At 44.0% G+C, this 20,409-nt stretch carries 24 protein-coding genes and 1 riboswitch; of the genes, 22 read left to right on the top strand and 2 right to left on the bottom strand.

Features of this window, described 5'->3' with window-relative positions; translation table 11 throughout:
• Positions 1 to 59 precede the first annotated feature (59 nt).
• Positions 60 to 923, top strand: a complete 864-nt coding sequence (locus PO771_RS13215; protein WP_272560169.1) for a gamma-glutamylcyclotransferase family protein — start codon at positions 60 to 62, stop codon at positions 921 to 923.
• A gap of 8 nt (positions 924 to 931) precedes the next feature.
• On the opposite strand, the gene PO771_RS13210 is transcribed toward PO771_RS13215, so the two are convergent.
• Complete coding sequence (locus tag PO771_RS13210) at positions 932 to 1,804, bottom strand: helix-turn-helix domain-containing protein (RefSeq protein ID WP_272560168.1); 873 nt, start codon at positions 1,802 to 1,804, stop codon at positions 932 to 934.
• Positions 1,805 to 1,972: 168 nt separating this feature from the next.
• On the opposite strand from PO771_RS13210, the gene PO771_RS13205 reads away from it, so the two are divergent.
• The 5 genes from PO771_RS13205 (at position 1,973) to PO771_RS13185 (ending at position 6,077) form a co-directional block, all read left to right on the top strand.
• Complete coding sequence (locus PO771_RS13205) at positions 1,973 to 2,164, top strand: hypothetical protein (RefSeq protein ID WP_272560167.1); 192 nt, start codon at positions 1,973 to 1,975, stop codon at positions 2,162 to 2,164.
• A gap of 61 nt (positions 2,165 to 2,225) precedes the next feature.
• Positions 2,226 to 3,461, top strand: a complete 1,236-nt coding sequence (gene secD, locus PO771_RS13200) for a protein translocase subunit SecD (RefSeq protein WP_272560166.1) — start codon at positions 2,226 to 2,228, stop codon at positions 3,459 to 3,461.
• Entirely contained in the window at positions 3,454 to 4,359 is a 906-nt protein-coding gene (secF, locus tag PO771_RS13195; RefSeq protein ID WP_272560165.1) for a protein translocase subunit SecF, read from the top strand. Before secD ends, secF begins: the two co-directional genes overlap by 8 nt.
• Before the next feature lie 112 nt (positions 4,360 to 4,471).
• Positions 4,472 to 5,011 carry a sigma-70 family RNA polymerase sigma factor gene (locus PO771_RS13190; protein ID WP_272560164.1) on the top strand — a complete coding sequence of 180 codons (540 nt, stop codon included), beginning with the start codon at positions 4,472 to 4,474 and terminating at the stop codon, positions 5,009 to 5,011.
• A complete protein-coding gene (locus PO771_RS13185; protein WP_272560163.1) occupies positions 5,004 to 6,077 on the top strand; it encodes a DUF4179 domain-containing protein in 1,074 nt (357 codons plus the stop codon). Before PO771_RS13190 ends, PO771_RS13185 begins: the two co-directional genes overlap by 8 nt.
• A 61-nt stretch (positions 6,078 to 6,138) precedes the next feature.
• Here PO771_RS13185 and PO771_RS13180 read toward each other — a convergent pair whose 3' ends face one another.
• On the bottom strand, positions 6,139 to 7,818 hold the full coding sequence (locus tag PO771_RS13180) for a methyl-accepting chemotaxis protein (protein WP_272560162.1): 1,680 nt from the start codon (positions 7,816 to 7,818) through the stop codon (positions 6,139 to 6,141).
• A 159-nt stretch (positions 7,819 to 7,977) separates the two neighbouring features.
• Here PO771_RS13180 and PO771_RS13175 point away from each other — a divergent pair, with 159 nt between their 5' ends.
• From PO771_RS13175 to PO771_RS13100, 16 genes are all read left to right on the top strand, one after another.
• Positions 7,978 to 8,355, top strand: a complete 378-nt coding sequence (locus tag PO771_RS13175; protein ID WP_272560161.1) for a GIY-YIG nuclease family protein — start codon at positions 7,978 to 7,980, stop codon at positions 8,353 to 8,355.
• A gap of 86 nt (positions 8,356 to 8,441) precedes the next feature.
• On the top strand, positions 8,442 to 8,879 hold the full coding sequence (locus tag PO771_RS13170; protein ID WP_272560160.1) for a peptidylprolyl isomerase: 438 nt from the start codon (positions 8,442 to 8,444) through the stop codon (positions 8,877 to 8,879).
• A 142-nt stretch (positions 8,880 to 9,021) separates the two neighbouring features.
• Positions 9,022 to 9,168: riboswitch (FMN riboswitch) on the top strand.
• Between the two features lie 195 nt (positions 9,169 to 9,363).
• Positions 9,364 to 10,479 (top strand): bifunctional diaminohydroxyphosphoribosylaminopyrimidine deaminase/5-amino-6-(5-phosphoribosylamino)uracil reductase RibD, encoded by a 1,116-nt coding sequence (ribD, locus tag PO771_RS13165; protein ID WP_272560159.1) that lies wholly within the window; start codon positions 9,364 to 9,366, stop codon positions 10,477 to 10,479.
• Positions 10,464 to 11,114: a riboflavin synthase gene (gene ribE, locus PO771_RS13160; RefSeq protein WP_272560158.1), complete on the top strand. Its 651-nt coding sequence runs from the start codon at positions 10,464 to 10,466 to the stop codon at positions 11,112 to 11,114. Before ribD ends, ribE begins: the two co-directional genes overlap by 16 nt.
• 14 nt (positions 11,115 to 11,128) lie before the next feature.
• Complete coding sequence (locus tag PO771_RS13155; RefSeq protein WP_272560157.1) at positions 11,129 to 12,322, top strand: bifunctional 3,4-dihydroxy-2-butanone-4-phosphate synthase/GTP cyclohydrolase II; 1,194 nt, start codon at positions 11,129 to 11,131, stop codon at positions 12,320 to 12,322.
• Positions 12,323 to 12,342: 20 nt separating this feature from the next.
• The gene (gene ribH, locus PO771_RS13150; RefSeq protein ID WP_272563168.1) at positions 12,343 to 12,810 is read left to right on the top strand and encodes a 6,7-dimethyl-8-ribityllumazine synthase; all 468 of its coding nucleotides are present in this window, start codon (positions 12,343 to 12,345) and stop codon (positions 12,808 to 12,810) included.
• Positions 12,811 to 12,917: 107 nt separating this feature from the next.
• Positions 12,918 to 13,592, top strand: a complete 675-nt coding sequence (locus PO771_RS13145) for a site-2 protease family protein (protein ID WP_422664947.1) — start codon at positions 12,918 to 12,920, stop codon at positions 13,590 to 13,592.
• Between the two features lie 18 nt (positions 13,593 to 13,610).
• Positions 13,611 to 14,354, top strand: a complete 744-nt coding sequence (locus PO771_RS13140) for a segregation and condensation protein A (protein WP_272560155.1) — start codon at positions 13,611 to 13,613, stop codon at positions 14,352 to 14,354.
• A gap of 14 nt (positions 14,355 to 14,368) precedes the next feature.
• The gene (gene scpB, locus PO771_RS13135) at positions 14,369 to 14,947 is read left to right on the top strand and encodes an SMC-Scp complex subunit ScpB (RefSeq protein ID WP_272563167.1); all 579 of its coding nucleotides are present in this window, start codon (positions 14,369 to 14,371) and stop codon (positions 14,945 to 14,947) included.
• A gap of 438 nt (positions 14,948 to 15,385) precedes the next feature.
• On the top strand, positions 15,386 to 15,721 hold the full coding sequence (locus PO771_RS13130) for a DUF3969 family protein (RefSeq protein WP_272560154.1): 336 nt from the start codon (positions 15,386 to 15,388) through the stop codon (positions 15,719 to 15,721).
• 393 nt (positions 15,722 to 16,114) lie between these two features.
• Positions 16,115 to 16,327: a hypothetical protein gene (locus tag PO771_RS13125; protein WP_272560153.1), complete on the top strand. Its 213-nt coding sequence runs from the start codon at positions 16,115 to 16,117 to the stop codon at positions 16,325 to 16,327.
• Complete coding sequence (locus tag PO771_RS13120) at positions 16,324 to 16,707, top strand: retropepsin-like aspartic protease (RefSeq protein WP_272560151.1); 384 nt, start codon at positions 16,324 to 16,326, stop codon at positions 16,705 to 16,707. Before PO771_RS13125 ends, PO771_RS13120 begins: the two co-directional genes overlap by 4 nt.
• A 120-nt stretch (positions 16,708 to 16,827) precedes the next feature.
• A complete protein-coding gene (locus PO771_RS13115; protein WP_272560150.1) occupies positions 16,828 to 17,997 on the top strand; it encodes an outer membrane protein assembly factor BamB in 1,170 nt (389 codons plus the stop codon).
• 117 nt (positions 17,998 to 18,114) lie between these two features.
• Positions 18,115 to 18,543, top strand: coding sequence for a hypothetical protein (locus tag PO771_RS13110; RefSeq protein ID WP_272560149.1), 429 nt, complete (start codon positions 18,115 to 18,117; stop codon positions 18,541 to 18,543).
• A 327-nt stretch (positions 18,544 to 18,870) separates the two neighbouring features.
• Positions 18,871 to 19,293 (top strand): hypothetical protein, encoded by a 423-nt coding sequence (locus PO771_RS13105; RefSeq protein ID WP_272560147.1) that lies wholly within the window; start codon positions 18,871 to 18,873, stop codon positions 19,291 to 19,293.
• Between the two features lie 348 nt (positions 19,294 to 19,641).
• The gene (locus PO771_RS13100; protein WP_272560145.1) at positions 19,642 to 20,145 is read left to right on the top strand and encodes a hypothetical protein; all 504 of its coding nucleotides are present in this window, start codon (positions 19,642 to 19,644) and stop codon (positions 20,143 to 20,145) included.
• Positions 20,146 to 20,409: the final 264 nt, after the last annotated feature.

Below are 20,409 nucleotides of genomic sequence, written 5' to 3'. Positions count from 1 at the left end.
AAAACAAATGTGGCTCGGGGAATTCCGGGCCTTTTTGTATAGAAAAAGGGGGAGTGTTTGTGATTAACAAAGCATTCGTATATGGAACGCTCTGTAAGGGAGAAAGCAATCATCATGTTGTGTCTCCCTTCGTACAAAGTACTTCGGAAGCGACAATCCAGGGGTGGCTGTATCATCTCCCGTACGGGTATCCAACGATGATTCCTGGTGCCGGAAAAGTAAGTGGGCAACTACTTGAATTGCGCGATGTTCCGGCGGCGCTTGCTGCGATGGATTGGCTGGAAGGATATGAAGCAAACTGTCCGGATAACGAGTATGAACGCATCGTAACAACAGTTGTAACCGAAGACGGTCAAACGCATGACTGCTATGTGTACATATATCCTGACAGGCACCAAAACAGGCTGGAGCCTGATGCAATCTTCCTGCCAGCTGGAGACTGGCGTGCGTATCAGCGAGGCGAAGCGTGGGAGATGTACTTTGCGTATGGGTCTTGTATGAACCGCGATAGCTTCGCAGTCGATGTGCCGGTATACCGTGTGTTGAGTCGGGCGGTGCTGGATGATTACCGGATTGGATTCACACATTATTCCGCATATAAATGGCAGGGAGGCGTGGCAGATGTACTGCCTGCATCGGGGCGGCAGACAGAGGGGGTGCTGTATGCAATTCCTGCGGATTTGCTGCCAGCACTCGACAGGCGTGAAGGTGTTAAAGCGGGAATTTATGAGCGAATTATGGTCGAAGTTAAGGTAGAGAACAGAATGGTTCAGGCCTGGACGTATACGGTTGTGAACAAGCAGCCGGACATGGCTCCTTCTCCGGCGTATCGGGATACGATTATTGCCGGAAGTGATTTGCTGAGTGAGGGATATATGCAGGAATTGACGCGATTTATGGCAGACTTGTCTTGCGATAAATAAGGAAGCAATTAATCCAGATAGCGTATTTCTTCATCTATGTACGCCACGAAATTTACGTTATTTTGCAGCTGAAAAATATTGCGAGCCCGATAAAGATACACAAGCGCTTCTTCTTTCCGATTCAATTGTAATAAATTATACCCGTGTTGAAACGTCATCTCTCCAAACAAGTAGAGTGATTCGGCTTGAAGACATAGCTTGCTTCCTCTTTGACAGTAATGAATGGAATTTTCATATTGCCCTTCGATTGTGAGGGATTTGGCTAAGCTATACAGCAAGCGAATTTCGATTCGAGCATCTTTTTGATGGGACAACGCTTTTAAATGGGTCATTGCTTTTTCTAAAATAGCAATGGCCTCTTTATGCTGCCCTTCTTCGCTATATAAAATAGCCATGCTGTTCAATATTTCAATGTTACGTTCTGAATAAGTGTTGCTCCCCGGTTCACTCATATCAAGCGCTTTCTGAATAAGTGCAAATGCTTCCTCCATATTTTTCTGGATGTAGTATGTGCAGATTCCATGATGCCAGAGTAAAAATTGCTGGAAGGCAGGCGGCTGAAATAGTGGATTTTTCATTTCAACATGTATGATTTCGGCGACCTCTTGATAATTACGATCCCGTATGAACTTGCGCACTTGATACATCACCTCTTGTACATATGCAAGACTTGGTGTTTCCGCATAATGAAAGAAGTAATTAATATCTACACCGAGTTTTTTCGAGATTTTATAGAGAATGTCAGCGGAAGGAATTAACTCTCCTTTCTCAATGCGGCTAATTAATCCCTGCGTGCAAATTCCGTGTGCGATTTCTCCCTGAGTTATTTTTAATGACTTTCGTATGTCTCGAATGTGCGCGCCTATTTTGGCGAAATCCATATCTTTACCTCGCAATATGAGTATTCTCATAATTTTATACGAAAGGTGTCGTTTCTGCATTATAATAATGCTATCTATTACCTTTATCATCCTCTACTAACAATACATGTATTTTTGTGTTGTAGTACGATTACTACAGATTCGTAATGAATAGAAACGAGGCGCAAAATGAAAGAACGGTTAAGCCAAATTATCTCGATTATGGCTCTTACCTTAGCGTTATACGAAGTTCCTGTTGTACCACCAAACGTTCAGACGATTACGATGGAGCAGCCGACTGTTACGAAAAGCACGGCTGTTCTCCCTTCCCGTAATAATCGAACTGCGTTTAAGGATGGGGGACTGCCGTTTCAGCATTAAAGAATGTACATATGTAATGTTCACGAAGGGGGGAGCATGAGGATCGTAGGAGGAAACTAGCATGATAAAATGGGGGAAGCTTGGTGCTTTATGTCTGATTGTTTTGATGGTAGTAATACTCGTCGTTATGACCGGGACAAAAATTGCGAAGCAGACAACACTTGGATTAGACTTACGTGGCGGCTTCGAAATTTTATATGAAGTATCGCCATTAGACGCCAAGCAAAACGTAACGAAGCAACTGCTGAGTGATACAGAAAAAGCATTGGATAAACGGGTGAATGCGCTTGGGATGGCGGAGCCTAGTATCCAGGTTGAGGGAGATAATCGCATTCGTGTGCAGTTAGCGGGGGTTACAGATCAAGAGCGAGCACGGAATCTGATCGGGAAGCCCGCACATTTAACATTTCGGGACATGCAGGGGAATGTGCTGATGGAAGGGCGTGACCTTGCCGAGAGCGGGGCACAGGGCGTGTTGGACTCACAAACTCAGCAGGCGGTTGTTACGCTTCAGTTTAAAGATGCGAAAAAGTTTGCGGATGTCACACAGAAATATGTCGGACAGCCGATGGCGATCTTTCTTGATGATCAACCTATTACGACCGCAATCATCAAAGAAATCATTCCGAACGGTCTTGCTCGAATTGATGGACAAGAGGACATTCAGAAAGCAAAAGAGCTGGCCGCGATTTTAAATGCGGGCGTACTTCCGGTGAAAATGAAAGAAGTATTTTCTACAAGTGTAGGAGCCAAGCTCGGACAGGAAGCGCTGCAGAGCGGAGTGAAAGCAGGGATGATCGGCACGCTCCTGGTGTTTGTATTTATGATGGTGTATTATCGCATGCCTGGTGTGATCGCCTGTATTACGCTGGTGGCCTATATTTATTTGCTCATACTGCTTCAGAATCTCATGGGGGCCACATTAACATTGCCGGGAATTGCGGCGTTCGTGCTCGGGATCGGGATGGCGGTGGATGCGAACATTATTATGTACGAGCGTATGAAAGAGGAGTTGTACTCTGGAAAATCGTATCTGTCCGCGCTGCGGGCTGGTTCCAAACGCTCCTTGCGCACGATTCTTGATGCGAATGTGACCAGTGTAATTGGTGCGCTTGTTTTGTTCTACTTCGGTTCGAGTGCCATCCGAGGATTTGCGGTAACGCTTATCTTAAGCATTGTGGTAAGTCTGCTTACAGCGGTTGCAGGTTCACGTTTTTTACTGAGCCTTGCTGTTCGCTCCAACGCATTTAATAAACCGGTGTATTACGGGGCGAGGGGGCGTGATCAGCATGAGTGATAAATGTACGGATTATCGATTTGACTTTGTTACGCATCGAAAAAAATATTTTATCCTTTCCGCATTTTTGATTGTTGCAGGGATTATTTCTCTCTGTACGATGAATCTAAATCTAGGAATTGATTTTAAGAGCGGGACAAGGATTCAAGTTCAGATCGGAAAAGTGTTCAATGAGGACGATGTGAAACAAACGGTAGAAAAAATAGGCTTGAAGCCGGGAAGTATTACAACCGCGGGAAGTAAGAACGACATGGCAGTGCTTCAATTTCCCGAGCCGCTTCATAAAGATCAGGTAGCCGCGTTAACGAAAGCGGTGCAGGCGGCATACGGCAATCACGTAGACGTGCAGGAAAGTATGGTCAATCCGATGATCAGTCGCGAACTCGCGCGTTCGGCGCTGTACTCGATACTCATTGCATCGGTTGGGATTGTGATCTATACGACAATTCGCTTCGAATTTCGGTTTGCACTTTCGTCTATTGCTGCGCTATTGCACAACGTGTTTCTGGTGATCACGCTGTTCAGTCTGTTTCAGATTGAGGTGGATTTACCGTTTATCGCTGCGATTTTAACGATTGTTGGGTACTCCATTCACGATAATATTATTATTTTTGACCGCATTCGGGATAACTTGAAACGGGTGAAAGTGAAAACGGTGCAAGATGTTGAGCATGTCGTGAATTACAGTATCGGTCAGACGCTAGCCCGTTCGATCAATACGGTGTTGACGGTACTCATTTGTTCGCTTGCGCTTTATATTTTTGGCGGTGAAAGCATTCGCAATTTTACACTTGCGTTGATTATCGGGTTGACATTCGGTGCGTACTCTTCTATCTTCATTGCTAGCCAGATCTGGGTATCGTGGAGAGGGTATGATTTTAAAAGAAAATGTATGTAAGGATAAGCACATCACAAGAGCAGGAGAATGATCTGCTCTTTTTTTCATTCGTATGGTCCAAATACCATTCCAGATGATCTAATACATAGAGACGAAAAAGGAGGGACAACGAGTGGACACTGATTTCTACGAATACAATGTCATCCAGGCACAGCAGGGTGACCGGGAAGCGTTCGTACGTTTAATTAAGCAGTGTGAAACGAGCATCTATAAAATCGCCCGTTCAATTTTAAAGTCCGATACAGAATGCTTAGATGCCGCGCAGGAGGCTGTAATGAAAGCGTACGCATCAATCCGGAGCGTACGTGAGCCGAAGTTTTTTAAAACGTGGCTCATACGGATTGTCATGAATGAATGTCAGCGCATTATTCGACAGAAAAAACGGGTGATTCCGATGGAGGAAATTATAGAGCAGCAGGCCTGCTCAACATTTGAAGGAGATATGGCGCTACAGGATGCTGTTCAGGCACTTGAAGATGATTTACGGATCGTCATTATGCTGTATTATTTCGAAGACTTATCGGTAAAAGAAATGGCTCGCCTGCTGGAAATACCGGAAGGAACGGTAAAGTCTCGACTAACGAGGGCGCGGACGAAATTAGCTGTATCGTACACGGTGGAGAAAAAGGAAGGGAGATTGTGCCATGAATGAGAAGAAAATGGACGAGATGCTGAGCCGATTGGGACGGGAAAAAACAGAAGTGCCAGATTTTTTCAGTAAGGGACTTGCGGACGCATTAAACAATCTTCCGGAACTCCCAGCTGCGATTCCGCCACGCAAAAGTCCCCGTTGGCCGTACGTAGCAGGGGCGGTCGCGGTTACGACGCTATGTGTGATCGGGTCTGGATTCGTTTCTCCGGCAATGGCTCAAGTTCTCCGTGAGGTTCCTCTGATTGGTTCGGTATTTGAAAAGACTGGAGATCCAGTGCTGAAAGACATGAGTGAGCGTGGTTTGACATCCCAGCCGCAAAAAATAGCGACTGATAAAGGCGTTGAGATGACGATAACGGATGTGTTCTATGACGGTTCACGGCTGGCGATTGGCTACAAGCTAAAGCCGCAGAACAATCAACCGCTTAAAGTAAGCAGCGATCTGATGCCCTTGCAATGGAAGATTGGTGTGAAGGAAACCGACCAAATCCAGTGGATCGGCGATGCGAAGGAAGTAGCGCGTGATAACGGAGAATATGTGGGAAAGATTGACCTCAATTTTGAGATAGAAGAAAAGTCGCTGGAGAACTTCACGTTGCAGCTTGATGTAGAAGCAATTCATGGTGTCGCAGGAAATTGGAAATTTATCCTGCCGATCTCGATGGAAAAAACGGCAAAGGCGAGTACGACATTCCGGCCTATGGTAACAAAGAAATGGAACGGCATGACGTATACGGTAGAAAGGGTGACGTTTTCACCGGCAACAACGCAGGTCATTGTCAAGCGGACCGTGTCAAAAGAGAAGATGAATGATTTCTACTACATCGGCTATGATGAACACATGAAACGGATGTCAGGAGGGCCGAGCTCGGGAAGTGCACCGAAAGATGAAGGTAATGGCATGGTCACGATCACAGATACATTAAAATTTGCTGCCATGCAAGACATTCCGAAGCAGATTACAATTGAAGCGCTGATTCCTCACCAGCTAGGTTCAGGGAGTAAAGCGGATGAAAAATCGCGTCAGTCGACCTTTATTACTGTTCCGCTTACTGAGAAAAAATAGTCTGGTTCTAGGGGAAGCGGTGTAAGCGCCGGAGGTAAATCCGGCGCTATGCTATTTGTTATTAAACTTTAAACCGCTCAATCAACGTCTGTAAATTTTCCGACATCTTAGAAAGAGACGTGGCGGCTGAAATAATACCATCTATCGAGGCAAATTGTTCCTCAGTAGCGGCAGACACACTTTGTGTTCTTGAAGCTGCTACCTCTGCCACTCCCGTAACCGTATTTATGGAATGAACAACCTGATCGGTACCGAACGATATTTGATGAACTGAATCTGAAACCTCTTTAATCTGATTGGCAACCTGGTCAATTTTATTTTCGATTTGCTTGAAATACTCCCCGGTTACATGGACAACATGAATTCCTTCTTCCACTTCTTTTGTTACATTTTCCGTAGATATAACTGCTGCGTTTGTATCTACCTGAATGCCTGTAATTAACCTGGCAATCTGTTCAGCAGATTGAGCGGATTGTTCTGCTAATTTCCGAACTTCATCCGCGACTATCGCAAATCCTTTTCCCTGCTCTCCCGCTCGTGCTGCTTCAATTGCTGCATTTAAGGCGAGCAGGTTTGTTTGAGCTGCGATACTTGTGATTACCTCGACAATTTCCCCGATTTCATTCGAACGTTCGCCCAATTCCTTGATCTTTTGTGTAAAACCTTCGACCGTTTCGCTTATGGAATTCATTTGTTCAACCGTCGTTTGGATCGCCTGATTTCCTTCCATAGCTTTTTCGAGAGCATGGGTGGCGGTAGTAGAAACATCTTGGGTGCGAATCGAAATTTGTTGCACACGACTAGACATCTCGTCGACGATTTGAGATGTTTCTTCCACACTTTGTACCTGTTTATCCGTACCTAATGCTAATTCCTCAATTGTTACCGTAATATGTTCGGTTGCCCGATGGGTGTGTTCAGAACTTGCTAGCAGCTCCTCTGCAGCGGTTGATACTTGATGAGAGGAGTCGCTAATGGTTGAAATGGTAGAACGCAAATTTTCAATCATCACATTGACTGAACTGGATAATTCGCCAATTTCGTCTTTTGATTTTATTTCAAGAGGTTGCGTTAAGTCTCCATTGGCGATCGTTTTAAATTCATTTTGTAACAATTCGAGAGGTTTAATGGAACGTAGTAAAAGAACCATCACAATCAAACCAAAAATTACGGATGCAGGAACAAGAGTCCGTAAAATGGTATTCGCTACAAAATTACTTTTATTTATTTTGTCTAAATCCATAGCAGTATGCTTGTCTATTAATTCCACCGCTTTGTTAATAGTCGGATCCATCGTTTTCTTTCGCACATCTCGCTCATCGGTAAGATGAAGTTGAAGGGCTTTATGTTTATCTTTTTCATACGTGTTTTTAACTACAGTACTTACTTCTAGAAAGGCATGGATACCGTTCTCCAGATTCCCGATGGCTTCACGTTCATCCGAGCTTAACTCTCGTCCTTTAATAATGGATAGATATTCTTTGATATCCGCTATCTTTTTTTCGGTCTCATCTTTGAACTGGCTGTCTCCTGTAAGCAAATACGCCCTTTCATCATTAGAAATCCCTACAATTCTATATTGGATATTTTTCAAGTAATACCGTACATCTTCTCTGTTTTTTAAAACATTGTTATACGAGACTTGCGTTTTTTCGTTCTCTATAACCGCAAGAATCCCCATACTCACGCTGAAAATAAACAGCATGCTAATTCCCAAAATAAGCTTTGTCCTGATTTTCATCCTTACGTACACTCCTCTAGTATAATAACAGTAACACATAGGCAAATTGGGCTCATGATAACAGTTACTATCTTAATGATTAAGTAGGGATTTTCATATGTATTTACAGTTAATTTTATGTAATATTTTCATGATATTAGGCAAGGGATGGTAAGGAAAATGAATGTGAGAATCGATGAACAGCATACGCTGTATCATGTTAAGGCGTATTTGCCAAGTGATACAGAGATTACGGTTGGAAAGCTCGGGACATTTCTGTTCGTGCGTGGATTGTACGTATATGTTGGAAGTGCGAAACGAAATATTCGAGCCAGGGTAGAGCGGCATATGCGAATGGAGAAAACGATGCGCTGGCATTTTGATTATGTGCGTCCGTATATGGACGTTGTCGACGTGCAGACGTATTCTGGTGCGGAAGGTGAATGCGAACTGTTTGCCCGGCTCATGGAAGAAGCAAAGGGAGAAATTCCGGTGCGAAGATTCGGTTCTTCTGATTGCCGCTGCCCGGCGCATTTGTTTTTCGTCGGAGAGGACTAGCAGACGTTTTCTTTTTCGCTGTGTATAGCGTATAATCGAGGAGTATAACATATACATACTTGATTGACTGAAAGGGGTACTTACATATGAGTAAATACGCTGTTATTGATCTTGAAAAAGGCGGCCAGGTAAAAATCCTTCTGCACGATGGAGAAGCACCGGGTACAGTAGCTAACTTTGAAAAACTTGCAAACGAAGGCTTCTACAACGGTCTGACATTCCACCGTGTTATCCCGGGCTTCGTAGCACAGGGCGGATGCCCGCAAGGAACAGGGACAGGCGGCCCTGGCTACACAATCAAATGTGAAACAGCAGGCAACCCGCACAAGCATGAGCGTGGCGTTCTGGCTATGGCACATGCTGGTAAAGATACAGGCGGAAGTCAGTTCTACATCACATATGATGCGTTCCCACACCTTGACGGCATTCACACTGTATTCGGTAAAATTGTTGAAGGCATGGATTATGTAGATGCGATCAAGCAAGGCGACGCAATGAAAGAAGTTAAAGTAATCGAAGAGTAATGTTATAGAGGGCTGTATTAGTTTTTATCGTATAAAAACTAATACAGTCTTTGTTTTTTCTTACAAGTTATTATTCTTTTCTAACTTTTAATGTAGACAGACGCAATCTCTTGCTTTATACTGAACGTACATTTTCATACGTAATATCCTTCGGGGCGGGGTGAAATTCCCGACCGGCGGTGATAGGGGCATCTGTCCCTTCAGTCCGTGAGCTGCGGTTCGTCTGAACCAATGCTGACCCGGTGTGATTCCGGGACCGACAGTATAGTCTGGATGGGAGAAGGATCGATCTGGTATTGGGCACAGTACCAGCTGTTTTTTGTTGATGTCATGCGCACAGGTTTATTTGGCGTGGGGACGAGCAAGAGATAGCATGTGTATTTGTGCTACCTGAATATCGATATATCTTTTTTCTGATAATATGCCCTGAAAGCGGTGATTCGCTTCAGGGCTTTTTTATGTTGACAGAAGAGGTGAGGGACAGATGGGGCATGATACGTATATGAAGCTGGCGCTTACGCTTGCGGAAGCGGCGCGTGGACAGACAAGTCCAAACCCGCTTGTCGGCTGTGTGCTTGTCCGTGATGGAGAAATTGTCGGGATGGGCGCACATTTGCGGGCAGGAGAAGCGCACGCGGAAGTGCAAGCGCTCCGTATGGCAGGAGAACGGGCACGTGGGGCCACTGCGTATGTAACATTGGAGCCGTGCAGCCATCACGGGCGTACCCCGCCGTGTGCGAATGCGTTGATTGCGAGCGGTGTTGCATCTGTCGTGATTGCATCGTCTGATCCGAACCCACTTGTGGCAGGTCGAGGAGTGGCTCGTCTGCGGGAAGCAGGTATTTCCGTAACCTGCGGTGTGTGTGAGGAAGAGGCGAAGAAGTTGAATGAAGTGTTTTTCACGTATATTACGAAAAAAAGACCGTTTGTGACGATTAAGACGGCGATGACACTCGATGGAAAAGTAGCGACACAGACCGGAAGCAGTCGCTGGATTACGGGTGAGGCAGCGCGGCTGGATGTACACCGGATGCGGCATGAGCATGATGCGATTCTTGTCGGGGTAGGCACGGTGATTGCGGATGATCCACAGTTGACGACTCGACTGCCGGAGGAAAAAGGCCAGAATCCGGTGCGAATTGTACTGGATACAGCACTTCGCATCCCGGAGACGGCACGGATGCTGACAGACGGGGAAGCGCCGGTATGGGTGTTTACGACCGACCGTGCCGATCAGGCGAAGCGGACGGTGCTTGAATCGATGGGGGTGCGCGTTTTTTCGACCAAGATGACGCAGCGAGTTCATATTGAAACCATGCTTGGGATACTTGGGGAAGAAGGAATTACCTCGCTTCTAGTCGAGGGCGGCAGCGAGGTGAATGCTTCGTTTCTGGCAGCAGGTGCGGTAGACAAGCTGATCACGTATGTAGCCCCGAAGCTTGTGGCGGGCCATCTCGCCCCAACACCGTTTGGCGGAATCGGAGTGGAGCAGATGGCAGATGCAATTGATCTGGCAGATCTCAAGATGGAGACGGTCGGAGTTGATCTGAAAATCTCCGGGTATCCGGTGTGGAAGGAGCGGCCATGTTTACAGGATTAATTGAAGAAGTTGGAGCGCTTGCGAGTATTCGGCGTGCACCAGAAGCGGCGGTGCTTGCGATTCGAGCGCAGACCGTACTTAAGGGAGTAAAAATAGGTGACAGCATTGCAGTTAACGGTGTATGTCTGACCGTGACATCCTATACACAGGAGACATTCACCGCTGACGTCATGCCAGAGACGCTTGCGCGTACCGGACTTGGTCAACTTTCGCCGGGTGATCCAGTAAATCTGGAGCGGGCGCTTGCGGCAGGTGAGCGGTTTGGTGGACATTTTGTATCCGGGCATGTAGACGGAACGGGCACGATTGCATCCCGCAAGCCGTATGGCAATGCCGTTTTGTTTGAGATTCAGGCACCGAGTGCGGTTTTGCGCTACATCATCCCGAAAGGCTCCGTTGCCATTGATGGCATCAGCCTGACGGTTGTGGCGGTAAAGGACGATACGTTTACCGTATCTGTTATTCCGCATACGCTTGCGCAAACGGTACTGATGCATAAGCAGGCCGGAAGTGCAGTTAATCTGGAGTGCGATATGATTGGCAAATACATCGAGCGATTTTTGACCTTCCGGGAAGAGAAGCAGAAGAAGAGCACGCTGACGGAATCTTTCTTGTCGGAGCATGGATTTCTATAGAGGAGGAACAGCGGATGTTTCATACAATTGAAGAGGCGCTTAGCGATTTGAAACAGGGCAAGCCGGTTATTGTTGTCGACGATGAAGACCGGGAGAATGAAGGAGATTTTATCGCACTTGCCGAGCAGACAAATGCGGCCATGATTAATTTTATGGTAACGCACGGGCGCGGGCTTGTATGCGTGCCGATTACAGAAGAGCGAGCGGCAGAGTTAGAGCTTGCCCCGATGGTCGGACAGAATACAGATCGTCATGGTACAGCCTTTACTGTATCGGTAGATGAAATGACGACAACAACAGGTATCTCGGCGTTTGAGCGGGCACATACCGTTCAGGCATTGCTGCAAAAGGGAACGAAAGCGGAAGATTTTCGCCGACCTGGTCATATTTTCCCGCTGGTGGCTCGTAAAGGCGGCGTATTGCGTCGATCTGGACATACAGAAGCGGCGGTTGATCTGGCTCGCTTGTGCGGGGCGTATCCGGCAGGGGTGATTTGCGAAATCATGAATGAGGACGGCACAATGGCACGTGTGCCTGATCTGGCGGTATTAGCCGCTGAACTTGATTTGAAAATGATCACCATTGCGGAATTGATTCGCTATCGGATGAAGCATGACACGCTTGTTCAGCGAGAGGTAGACGTGACGCTTCCATCTGAATATGGAACATTCCGTGTGGTTGCGTATACGAATGAAGTGGATGGCAAGGAGCATCTTGCGCTTGTGAAAGGCGAGATTTGTGAAGATACGCCGACACTTGTGCGTGTCCATTCGGAATGCTTGACGGGTGATGTATTCGGATCACTGCGCTGTGATTGCGGCCCGCAGCTCCATACGGCACTCGCGCAGATTGAAGCGGAAGGCAGCGGTGTTCTGCTATATATGCGGCAGGAGGGACGCGGGATTGGACTCATTAACAAGCTGCGCGCGTATCAGCTGCAGGATAAAGGATATGATACGGTCGAAGCAAATGAGAAGCTCGGATTCCCGGCGGACTTGCGCGACTATGGAATTGGTGCACAAATTTTAGCGGACTTAGGTATTCGGCAGATTCGGCTTCTGACGAATAATCCGCGCAAAATTAAAGGGGTTGAAGGCTACGGACTTGAGGTAGTCGAGCGGGTACCGATTCAGATGCCAGCAGGCGAAGCGAATGAACGGTACTTGCGTACAAAACAGCAGAAGCTTGGTCACTTGCTTCACTTATAAATGAACTGGGGGAATAGATGATGGCAAACGTATATGAAGGAAATCTCGTTGGAACTGGATTAAAAGTAGGGATCGTAGTCGGTCGTTTTAATGAATTTATTACGAGCAAGCTGCTCGGTGGGGCATTGGATGCACTGAAACGTCACGATGTAGCAGAAGATGCGGTAGACGTTGCGTGGGTGCCAGGTGCATTCGAGCTTCCGATTATCGTGAAAAAAATGGCCGAGTCTGGCAAGTATGATGCGGTAATCGCACTTGGCACAGTCATTCGCGGTGCGACGCCGCATTTTGACTACGTGTGCAGTGAGGCGGCAAAAGGAGTTGCGGCAGTCGGCATGAACACAGGCATTCCAACGATTTTTGGTGTACTGACGACGGATACGATTGAACAGGCAATTGAGCGTGCGGGAACGAAAGCAGGTAATAAAGGCTGGGAAGCAGCGGCAGCGGCAATTGAGATGGCGAATCTGACGCGTGCGTTTGGATAATGAATATTGTTTTTGATGATTGAAGTGAAATCCCTGCTGTCGCATATAGCGAAAGTGGGGATTTCATTTTTACAGAACAATTGTCGGGTATGCGGGCGTATGATAGAATGAATTGCAGTTTACTAGGAACGGGGGAAAATGGGTTGTTCAATTTTGATTTGAATACGCTTTTGTTCCGCATTATTGCGTTTGTGATCGCGTTTACCGTGCACGAATGGGCCCACGCATTTGTCGCGTATAAGCTTGGCGATCCGACCGCCAAAAACGAAGGGCGATTGACGCTGAATCCGATCAGCCATGTTGATCCATTCGGAATGCTTCTTATTTTGTTCGGGCCGTTCGGCTGGGCGCGTCCGGTACCGTTTAATGCGTTTCATTTCCGAGGAAATCGTCGACTTGGTGTCGTCTGGGTATCGCTTGCGGGACCTTTAATGAATTTGTTGTTGGCGTTTCTGTTCATGGGGGCGATGTGGGTGCTTGCCACTACGAATATAACGGCTGCGTGGCCGGATTGGGCGACTCGACTTGTAGGAGAAACAGTAAAGTGGAGTTTTATGATTAATGTAGCGCTGTTTGTGTTCAACATGCTGCCGATTGCGCCGCTTGATGGCTCGAAAATTTTACGCTATTTACTACCGCATCGTTTTGATCGGTTTTTTGATAAAATTGAACCATACGGAACATTTGCGCTTCTGCTGCTCGTTTTCCTGCCGGGACTCGGGTTCTTGATCTATCAGCCATACAAATGGGTGATGGGGGCGATGTTGTCCCTTCTTGGCTAATGGAAGGAGGCGCTAATTGTGGCAGTTGATATTAAATTAGATACGTTTGAAGGACCACTTGATCTGCTGCTTCATCTAATTGATCGGGCAGAAGTCGATATTTACGACATTCCAATGGTTGAGCTAACAGATCAATATATGAATCACCTGTATGTCATGCAGGAGTTACAGATTGATGTCGCAAGCGAGTTCCTGGTGATGGCAGCTACGCTTCTGGCGATTAAAAGCAAGTTGTTGCTGCCGCGCCGGGAGGAACCTCTGTTTGACGACTGGCAGATGGATGAATACGAAGAAGAGGACCCGCGCGAAGAGCTTGTGCAGCGGCTCCTCGAATATAAAAAGTACAAGCAGCTCGCAGAAATATTTCGTGAGCGGGAGCGTGAACAAACGCAAGTCTTTACCCGTCCGGCAGAAGATTTGTCTCACTTCATTCCAGAAGAAGATCGTGCCATCTCGAATGTGACGATTTATGACCTGGTAGATGCGCTGCAAAAGGCGCTTAAGCGGGTGGAACGTGGGGGACAGGAGAGCAGTGTGAAGGTGCAGCGAGACGAGATCTCGATTGGGGACCGAATGGATGAGATTCGCACGAAGCTGCACCGTATCGCAAAGCCCCTCCCATTCTCGGAGCTGCTTGCAAGTGATACGTCCAAAGTCGAGATTGTGACGACTTTTCTTGCAATTCTCGAGCTGATGAAGACACATGATATTGTATGTGAGCAGAGCGGATTGTTCGAAGAGATTATGGTGTCGGCGATGTAGGAGGATACGGCATGATAGATGTGGAACAGCTAAAAGCGATTGTAGAAGGGCTTTTGTTTGTTGCGGGTGATGAGGGGATGGAGGCGAAGCAGCTTGCGGCGATTCTCGATCTCGAACTGCATGAAGTGACAGCGTTGATGGACGAGCTGAAGCAGGACTATCAGGAACAGCAGCGCGGCTTACAGATTGTTGAGGTTGCGCAGGCGTACCAGTTTACGACTCGCCCGGAATACGCGCCATATTTTGAGAAAATGGTGCAGAGCCCTTCGCATGCGAGCCTGTCACAGGCAGCGTTGGAGACGCTGGCGATTGTGGCGTATAAGCAGCCGATTACGCGGGTGGAGCTTGAAGAGATTCGCGGGGTGAAGTGTGAGCGGGCGATTGCCAGGCTGACAAGTAAGAGTTTAATCCGCGAAGTTGGGCGTGCGGATACGATCGGGCGGCCGATTTTGTATGGGACGACAAAAGAGTTCCTCGAATATTTTGGGTTGAGAAGTCTTGATGAGCTGCCACCGGCACCGGAGTTTCCAGTTGAAGGAGACGAGATGGCCGAGGAGGCGTATTTGTTTTATCGTAAGGATGAGACACAATAAGTTTTAGATATGTAGCGATGAAATCATAGGTTTTGAGAATAGGCTGTAATTTTTAGGAGCCGTCTTGCAAGTCGTTTAACTACGAGGTGTAAGGCGGCTTTTTTGTTCTTGGGTATATTCAGAGGGAGCGTTTGAAGATACTCAGGGGACGGGTGAACTTAAACAAATCTATGATTCAATTAAGAAATCACCGAATTACCCAGAAGGTTTTAAAGGGGTACAAAACGGAACAAGAAAAGTTAATATCAATAATATGGATGTATTGGACGAACTTAGAAAAGTAGAAGCGGGGCAGTGGAAGAAAGTATACAAAGACGGATATGATGCAAAGGGGAAAAAGATTTCAATCCACTACTTTGAAAGTTCAAGTGGTAAAGTCTTCAATGTGAAGGTTAAGTCTGGTTGGAGTAACAATTAAAAATCGTATGGAGGTAAAAAATGCAATTGCAATTAGGGATAAGTGAGAAAACCGAAGTTGAACGTATTACGAGTATAATAATTATTGGACTACTTACAGGGTTAGAGAAAGGCTCAATAAGTATCGAGGAAGCTGAGGGTTATCTCTTCAACCCCTATTCAGTTGAACGATTAGAAAAACTCGATATTTCATCTGAGATTATTGAAATTATCAAACTAGGTTGTGAACTGGAGGATATTGAGAGTCTACTACCAGAAAAACTACCGAGAAACATCCAGTTATTAAAAGAGCGAGCGATATTATTACTAGATAGTATTCCTAGACCAGAACTGCCAACAGAGAAATTGATTAAATAAGTGGTGGGGGCTACCCAGTGCCGAATGAATTGTTTTCTCCGCTACTAACAAACATAACCATAATTATGCCAGTACAATATTTCTATGATTTTTCTGTACGTACATCATCACATGTCTTGAAATATATAACCTATTCCTCGTTTGCAATCTTTTCATTTCATCCTCAATATGCTCAGTTCTTACCGTTCTGGTTTTCAAAATCATGACCTTCGTTATCTCTCATTTCTCTATAAATTCATATTTTATACAATAATTTCAGTCGTACAACGACAACTAGGGTGAGCAACATAATAAGATTCCATTCGAGAGAATTGCAACTTGACATAGAGTCTCTATGGGCATGACTATACCGCTAAGAACCAAGCTATAAGGCCTATCAGGACGAGTGGGATTGTGTTTGAAGCTTTGAAAGCCCGTTCCGAGGATAATAAACGGATTGTAGATGATCTGGCTGTGATTGACCGCTATAAGGACTCAATGGATGCGCTACAGCGCTATACAGCTCTTCATAAGGAGAATCCAGAGCGAGAGTATTATTTCTCCCATACGTCCCGTGAGGACCTTGATATTAGGGAGAAGAAAAGGACAGGGTTGCGCAGAATATGATCTCCATTACAATAAAATACGACCTGCCGTTTGTTGAAGCGACTGTGACGTTCCATGGTCAAACAATAAAGTGTGAAAATGTTCTGCTGGATACGGGTTCGGCAGGAACAATATTTAAGGTGGATAAGCTTATCGAAATCGGCGTGAAGCCTGAGCCGAATGACATGACGCATACGATTTATGGGATAGGCGGTGCAGAATTTGTGTATTCCAAAACGATAGACGCAATCCGAATAGGTGATGCGAAGCTTAGGAATTTCGAAATTGAAATTGGGGCCATGGATTATGGACTGAAGCTAGATGGAATCATAGGATTCGATTTTATGCGTGAACTTGGGCTTGTGATTGATATAAAGAGTATGAAAGCCCATTATGAATAGGAAAATTTATTTATCCCCCTCCTCACTGCTGATTAGCATTGGTGTAGGGGGATTTTTGTAAACTATGTTGTATTTAATATAAAAAGAGGCATCTATATTTTGTAAAAAGGGGGGCTGATTATGTGTGAGGAGAAAGTGAACAACTTTCTTTTTAATCAAAATGAAGGGATAGGAGGATTTCAAAATGGGAAAATCGATGTTCGTGCCGTTCAACCTGTTACAGTAAATTGGACTAGGCAGTCACGTTTTATGGGGCCGAACAACCCGGGAATAAAATGGGAGCTTGAATTTAATGACGAAATTTTCTGTTCCTCCCCTGTTGTAGGTAGAGAAGATACCATATATTTTGGGACAGCTTATGGTTTTTTGTATGCGGTTCAATCAGATGGGAGTATCAAGTGGAAACTAAATTTAGGAAAAAGTCTAGAAACCCCCGTAATTGCTGAAGATGGTACAATTTATATTGCAACAATAGGGGACTTTGAATCGAAAAATCATAATTTATATGCTGTAAGTTCTGAGGGAATTGTAAAGTGGAGTTTTAAAATCGATGATTTAGCCACTTTTTCTCCCGTAATAGCAAAGGACGGAACTGTGTATGTAACGACTGATGGCCCTAAATTATTCGCTATATCCCCAGATGGGTCTTTAAAATGGATATATAAAGGCGAAAGGGGATATTGGTCGAATCCGGTTTTGAGTAACGATAATACAATATATATCGGTTCAAGGAACAATTTGTATGCTATCGATGAAAGAGGAAAGGAAAAATGGAAAGTAAGTATAGCTAGAGGCTCAGACAATGCTTCACCAGTTATTACAGATGATGGAACACTTTTATTTAGTGCATATGATAATCAGGATGATCGTTCCAAGTTATATGCCGTAAATAGAGATGGAACAATTAGGTGGATTCATACGCCAGATGAGGTAGATATCGTTACACCACCCTCTTTAGGGAAAAACGGAACAATCTATGTTGGAGGAACATATTTCGAGTTAATGGCAATTGGTTTGGATAATTCCTTGAAATGGAGTACAAAGGTGGAAGGATTTCAGGTTGGTCCTTCTTTAATTGGAGCAGATGGGGTTATTTATGTTGGTACCTATAACAATGTGCGTAGGCCTGTATCAAAAGTGTTTGCCATTCATGAGGATGGAACAAAGAAATGGTTGATTAGCATTAAAGGTGAAATGACTTGGCCGGCATTAGGAGATAAGATGATCTATGTTTTGCTGGGTGACTTTAAAAGTAAAACTAGTAAATTAGTAGCCATAGGAGAGAAATAAGAGTACGAACGGGACATGTATACTTTGATATATGTTTATACGAGCCATATTGAAGGGATGCAACCCTTATTTCGGGAAAAATAAACGAAATATTCAAGTATATTATGAAAGTATGGGATGAATTTGCAAGAGAATAAAATAAAAAGAATAGAGAAAGTTATAGGGTGGCTAAGTGCTAAAGTCTTGGTAGAAATGAGAATGGAAAAAACAATCAACAAAGGTTGGAACAAAGCGTTTTACTTTTTTGTAGAGGAGTATTTTAGGCTGATTTCTACAGAAAAGGTTATTAGTTTTCCAGTTGTACGTACTTTATATGAACATATTCGTTATATAACAGTAGAATTTGATTATTTTTGGGAACTATCTTTTCTTGCAGATGAATTTTTGAAATTAAGAAATCTTTTAGTAAGTAACTTAGATAGCGGTGAAGAAAGAAGAAATAGGGGAGGAACGGATGAAGAGGACATACAATTATCTGAAATAAGTACGGCTTTATGTCAAGAAGTAAATAAGCTTATGCAGATCATTGAAGAAGGAAGCAGATAAAATGACGATAGCTTTAAAGAATTATCTAATCAGTTTATAAAAATGAAGGAAGCTACTATTGATCTATCTAAAATTCCTAAAGATGTAGTAGTTGATTTGTTATATATTAATTATCAACCCTTGCTGAAGTCGAGCTACTTTGATCAATTGCGAAAAGATACAGATATAAATACTGAAACAGATGAGTTTTTTAAGCTTTATTCCGAAATTGATGGCTTTATGTTGGATTGTTTGATAGTGAATTTATAAGGATAATTATAAAGCGATTTGAGATATGCTATTGAGCATAGTGGATGATGATTAAAACTGTAAACGGAAGTGATAACTATGTATAAGTCGTTATTAGTTATCTTGGGTATTTTGAGTGTGTTAATCCTTCATAAGGTTTACACTTACTATTACACTCCGATAGAAATTAATTTACATGAGATTTTACGTTTGCAAAGTAATGAGACTTACGAAGGTTACTGGATAAAAGTCGATGAAAACAACATTAGTGTATTAAATAAATATTCGATTTCATGTCCACAGACCGATTTTCCAAAAGAAAATTTAATACTTTCTTTTGGAAGAGAGATGAAGAGTTTAAGTTATAAGCGTGGCGAAAAATTGGTTTATAATGACTTTAAAGGATTTGTAGTATATAAAAAAAAGTTAACTCCCCACACTATTTATCTATATAAAATTACAAAAATAGACGTTAATATGGATGAACTCTCTAAGACTGATGGAAGTAGCATAGAAGAATAATCTTACTAACTCCTCAAAATGAGCAACAAACCCGTCTGGGGTTTCTTTTTGCCTTTGTAACTGTTATGGCGGCTAATGAAATAACTGAGGATCGTAATGGAAGGAGTTTTGCACAAAGTTGGGTGAATCAGACTGGTGGTTCCACTATTGCAGCTACAGATGGTAAAACAACTTATGAATATATAAACAAAGATAGAGGTTTGGCATAGGATTTTACGGATAGTATCGATAGACGACTAGTCGACAATATAGATACTAGAGATAGCAAATACTATCCAATATTGGATACTGAAACTTCTAACGTATTTTGGAAGACTTTCACCAAAAAATAATATTTGGGAGGGACAGATGTTAAAGAGAAAATTGAGGTGGGTATTTGTTCTTCTAGTTCCGGTAACATTTATTTGTATTCAAGAATTACCAGTTAAACAGGCAATATCACCTAAGTTTGACTATATTCCTAAAGGAGAAATCCCTCTGGGTGAAATTGAAATTATCTGTGAACATTCTGATACATCGGGAGCTGATTGGCTAATACTTGGTTATAATAATCATTTATTTCCTTCTGCTAATGGTTATATGTATGTTGAAGGCGTAGATCCAATGAATGAGTTGAGCGAGAATATAACCATTTACGATTATGTTACTGAAAGAGACAAAAAAAATAGATTTGTTATTAAGGGAGTGTTAGAAAAGAGGGAGGGTCCTGATTATAATGAATACTCTGGAAATTTGGTTCTTGTTTCGAAAGGGTGGGAGATTGTTTCTCCGATAAGTAGAGGGGATGATATTTTTAGACCTTTTGCTTTGAAATCGTATCTTACCAAAGGAGATTTTAAATCATCAGAGTAGGTGGATTACTTATATAAACAATAATCTTGTACAAACCGGCGTTTATCTAAAATGCTCCCTTGCGAGTATAAAGTCTTAATAAGCCCCAAGTTTGAACAAAAAGCAATGCACAACCTTAGTTCGAGAATTTATCGGACTAAGGTTTTTTACGAATTATAGTAATGTTAAATTTAATAGAATTTGCTGTATCTCAAAGGATACGTATGAAGGTGCCAACGGCAATGTTTTTCTCCCCAAAATCGCCGGTTTAAAATTCCCCAGAAG

Source organism: Aneurinibacillus uraniidurans (assembly GCF_028471905.1).
In the GTDB taxonomy this organism is placed as follows: Bacteria; Bacillota; Bacilli; order Aneurinibacillales; family Aneurinibacillaceae; genus Aneurinibacillus; species Aneurinibacillus uraniidurans.
This window is presented reverse-complemented; position numbering and strand designations above follow the sequence as displayed.

Excerpts from the sequence above, each read along its gene's own strand:
- PO771_RS13110 (WP_272560149.1), top strand. The coding sequence starts at position 18,115 with ATGAATTTGCAAGAGAATAAAATAAAAAGAATAGAGAAAGTTATAGGG.
- PO771_RS13185 (WP_272560163.1), top strand. The coding sequence starts at position 5,004 with ATGAATGAGAAGAAAATGGACGAGATGCTGAGCCGATTGGGACGGGAA.
- PO771_RS13155 (WP_272560157.1), top strand. The coding sequence starts at position 11,129 with ATGTTTCATACAATTGAAGAGGCGCTTAGCGATTTGAAACAGGGCAAG.
- PO771_RS13210 (WP_272560168.1), bottom strand. The coding sequence starts at position 1,804 with ATGGATTTCGCCAAAATAGGCGCGCACATTCGAGACATACGAAAGTCA.
- PO771_RS13170 (WP_272560160.1), top strand. The coding sequence starts at position 8,442 with ATGAGTAAATACGCTGTTATTGATCTTGAAAAAGGCGGCCAGGTAAAA.
- PO771_RS13100 (WP_272560145.1), top strand. The coding sequence starts at position 19,642 with ATGTTAAAGAGAAAATTGAGGTGGGTATTTGTTCTTCTAGTTCCGGTA.
- PO771_RS13175 (WP_272560161.1), top strand. The coding sequence starts at position 7,978 with ATGAATGTGAGAATCGATGAACAGCATACGCTGTATCATGTTAAGGCG.
- PO771_RS13145 (WP_422664947.1), top strand. The coding sequence starts at position 12,918 with ATGAATTGCAGTTTACTAGGAACGGGGGAAAATGGGTTGTTCAATTTT.
- ribD (WP_272560159.1), top strand. The coding sequence starts at position 9,364 with ATGGGGCATGATACGTATATGAAGCTGGCGCTTACGCTTGCGGAAGCG.
- PO771_RS13180 (WP_272560162.1), bottom strand. The coding sequence starts at position 7,818 with ATGAAAATCAGGACAAAGCTTATTTTGGGAATTAGCATGCTGTTTATT.
- secF (WP_272560165.1), top strand. The coding sequence starts at position 3,454 with ATGAGTGATAAATGTACGGATTATCGATTTGACTTTGTTACGCATCGA.
- secD (WP_272560166.1), top strand. The coding sequence starts at position 2,226 with ATGATAAAATGGGGGAAGCTTGGTGCTTTATGTCTGATTGTTTTGATG.
- PO771_RS13115 (WP_272560150.1), top strand. The coding sequence starts at position 16,828 with ATGTGTGAGGAGAAAGTGAACAACTTTCTTTTTAATCAAAATGAAGGG.
- PO771_RS13205 (WP_272560167.1), top strand. The coding sequence starts at position 1,973 with ATGAAAGAACGGTTAAGCCAAATTATCTCGATTATGGCTCTTACCTTA.
- PO771_RS13130 (WP_272560154.1), top strand. The coding sequence starts at position 15,386 with ATGCAATTGCAATTAGGGATAAGTGAGAAAACCGAAGTTGAACGTATT.
- PO771_RS13120 (WP_272560151.1), top strand. The coding sequence starts at position 16,324 with ATGATCTCCATTACAATAAAATACGACCTGCCGTTTGTTGAAGCGACT.
- PO771_RS13105 (WP_272560147.1), top strand. The coding sequence starts at position 18,871 with ATGTATAAGTCGTTATTAGTTATCTTGGGTATTTTGAGTGTGTTAATC.
- ribH (WP_272563168.1), top strand. The coding sequence starts at position 12,343 with ATGGCAAACGTATATGAAGGAAATCTCGTTGGAACTGGATTAAAAGTA.
- ribE (WP_272560158.1), top strand. The coding sequence starts at position 10,464 with ATGTTTACAGGATTAATTGAAGAAGTTGGAGCGCTTGCGAGTATTCGG.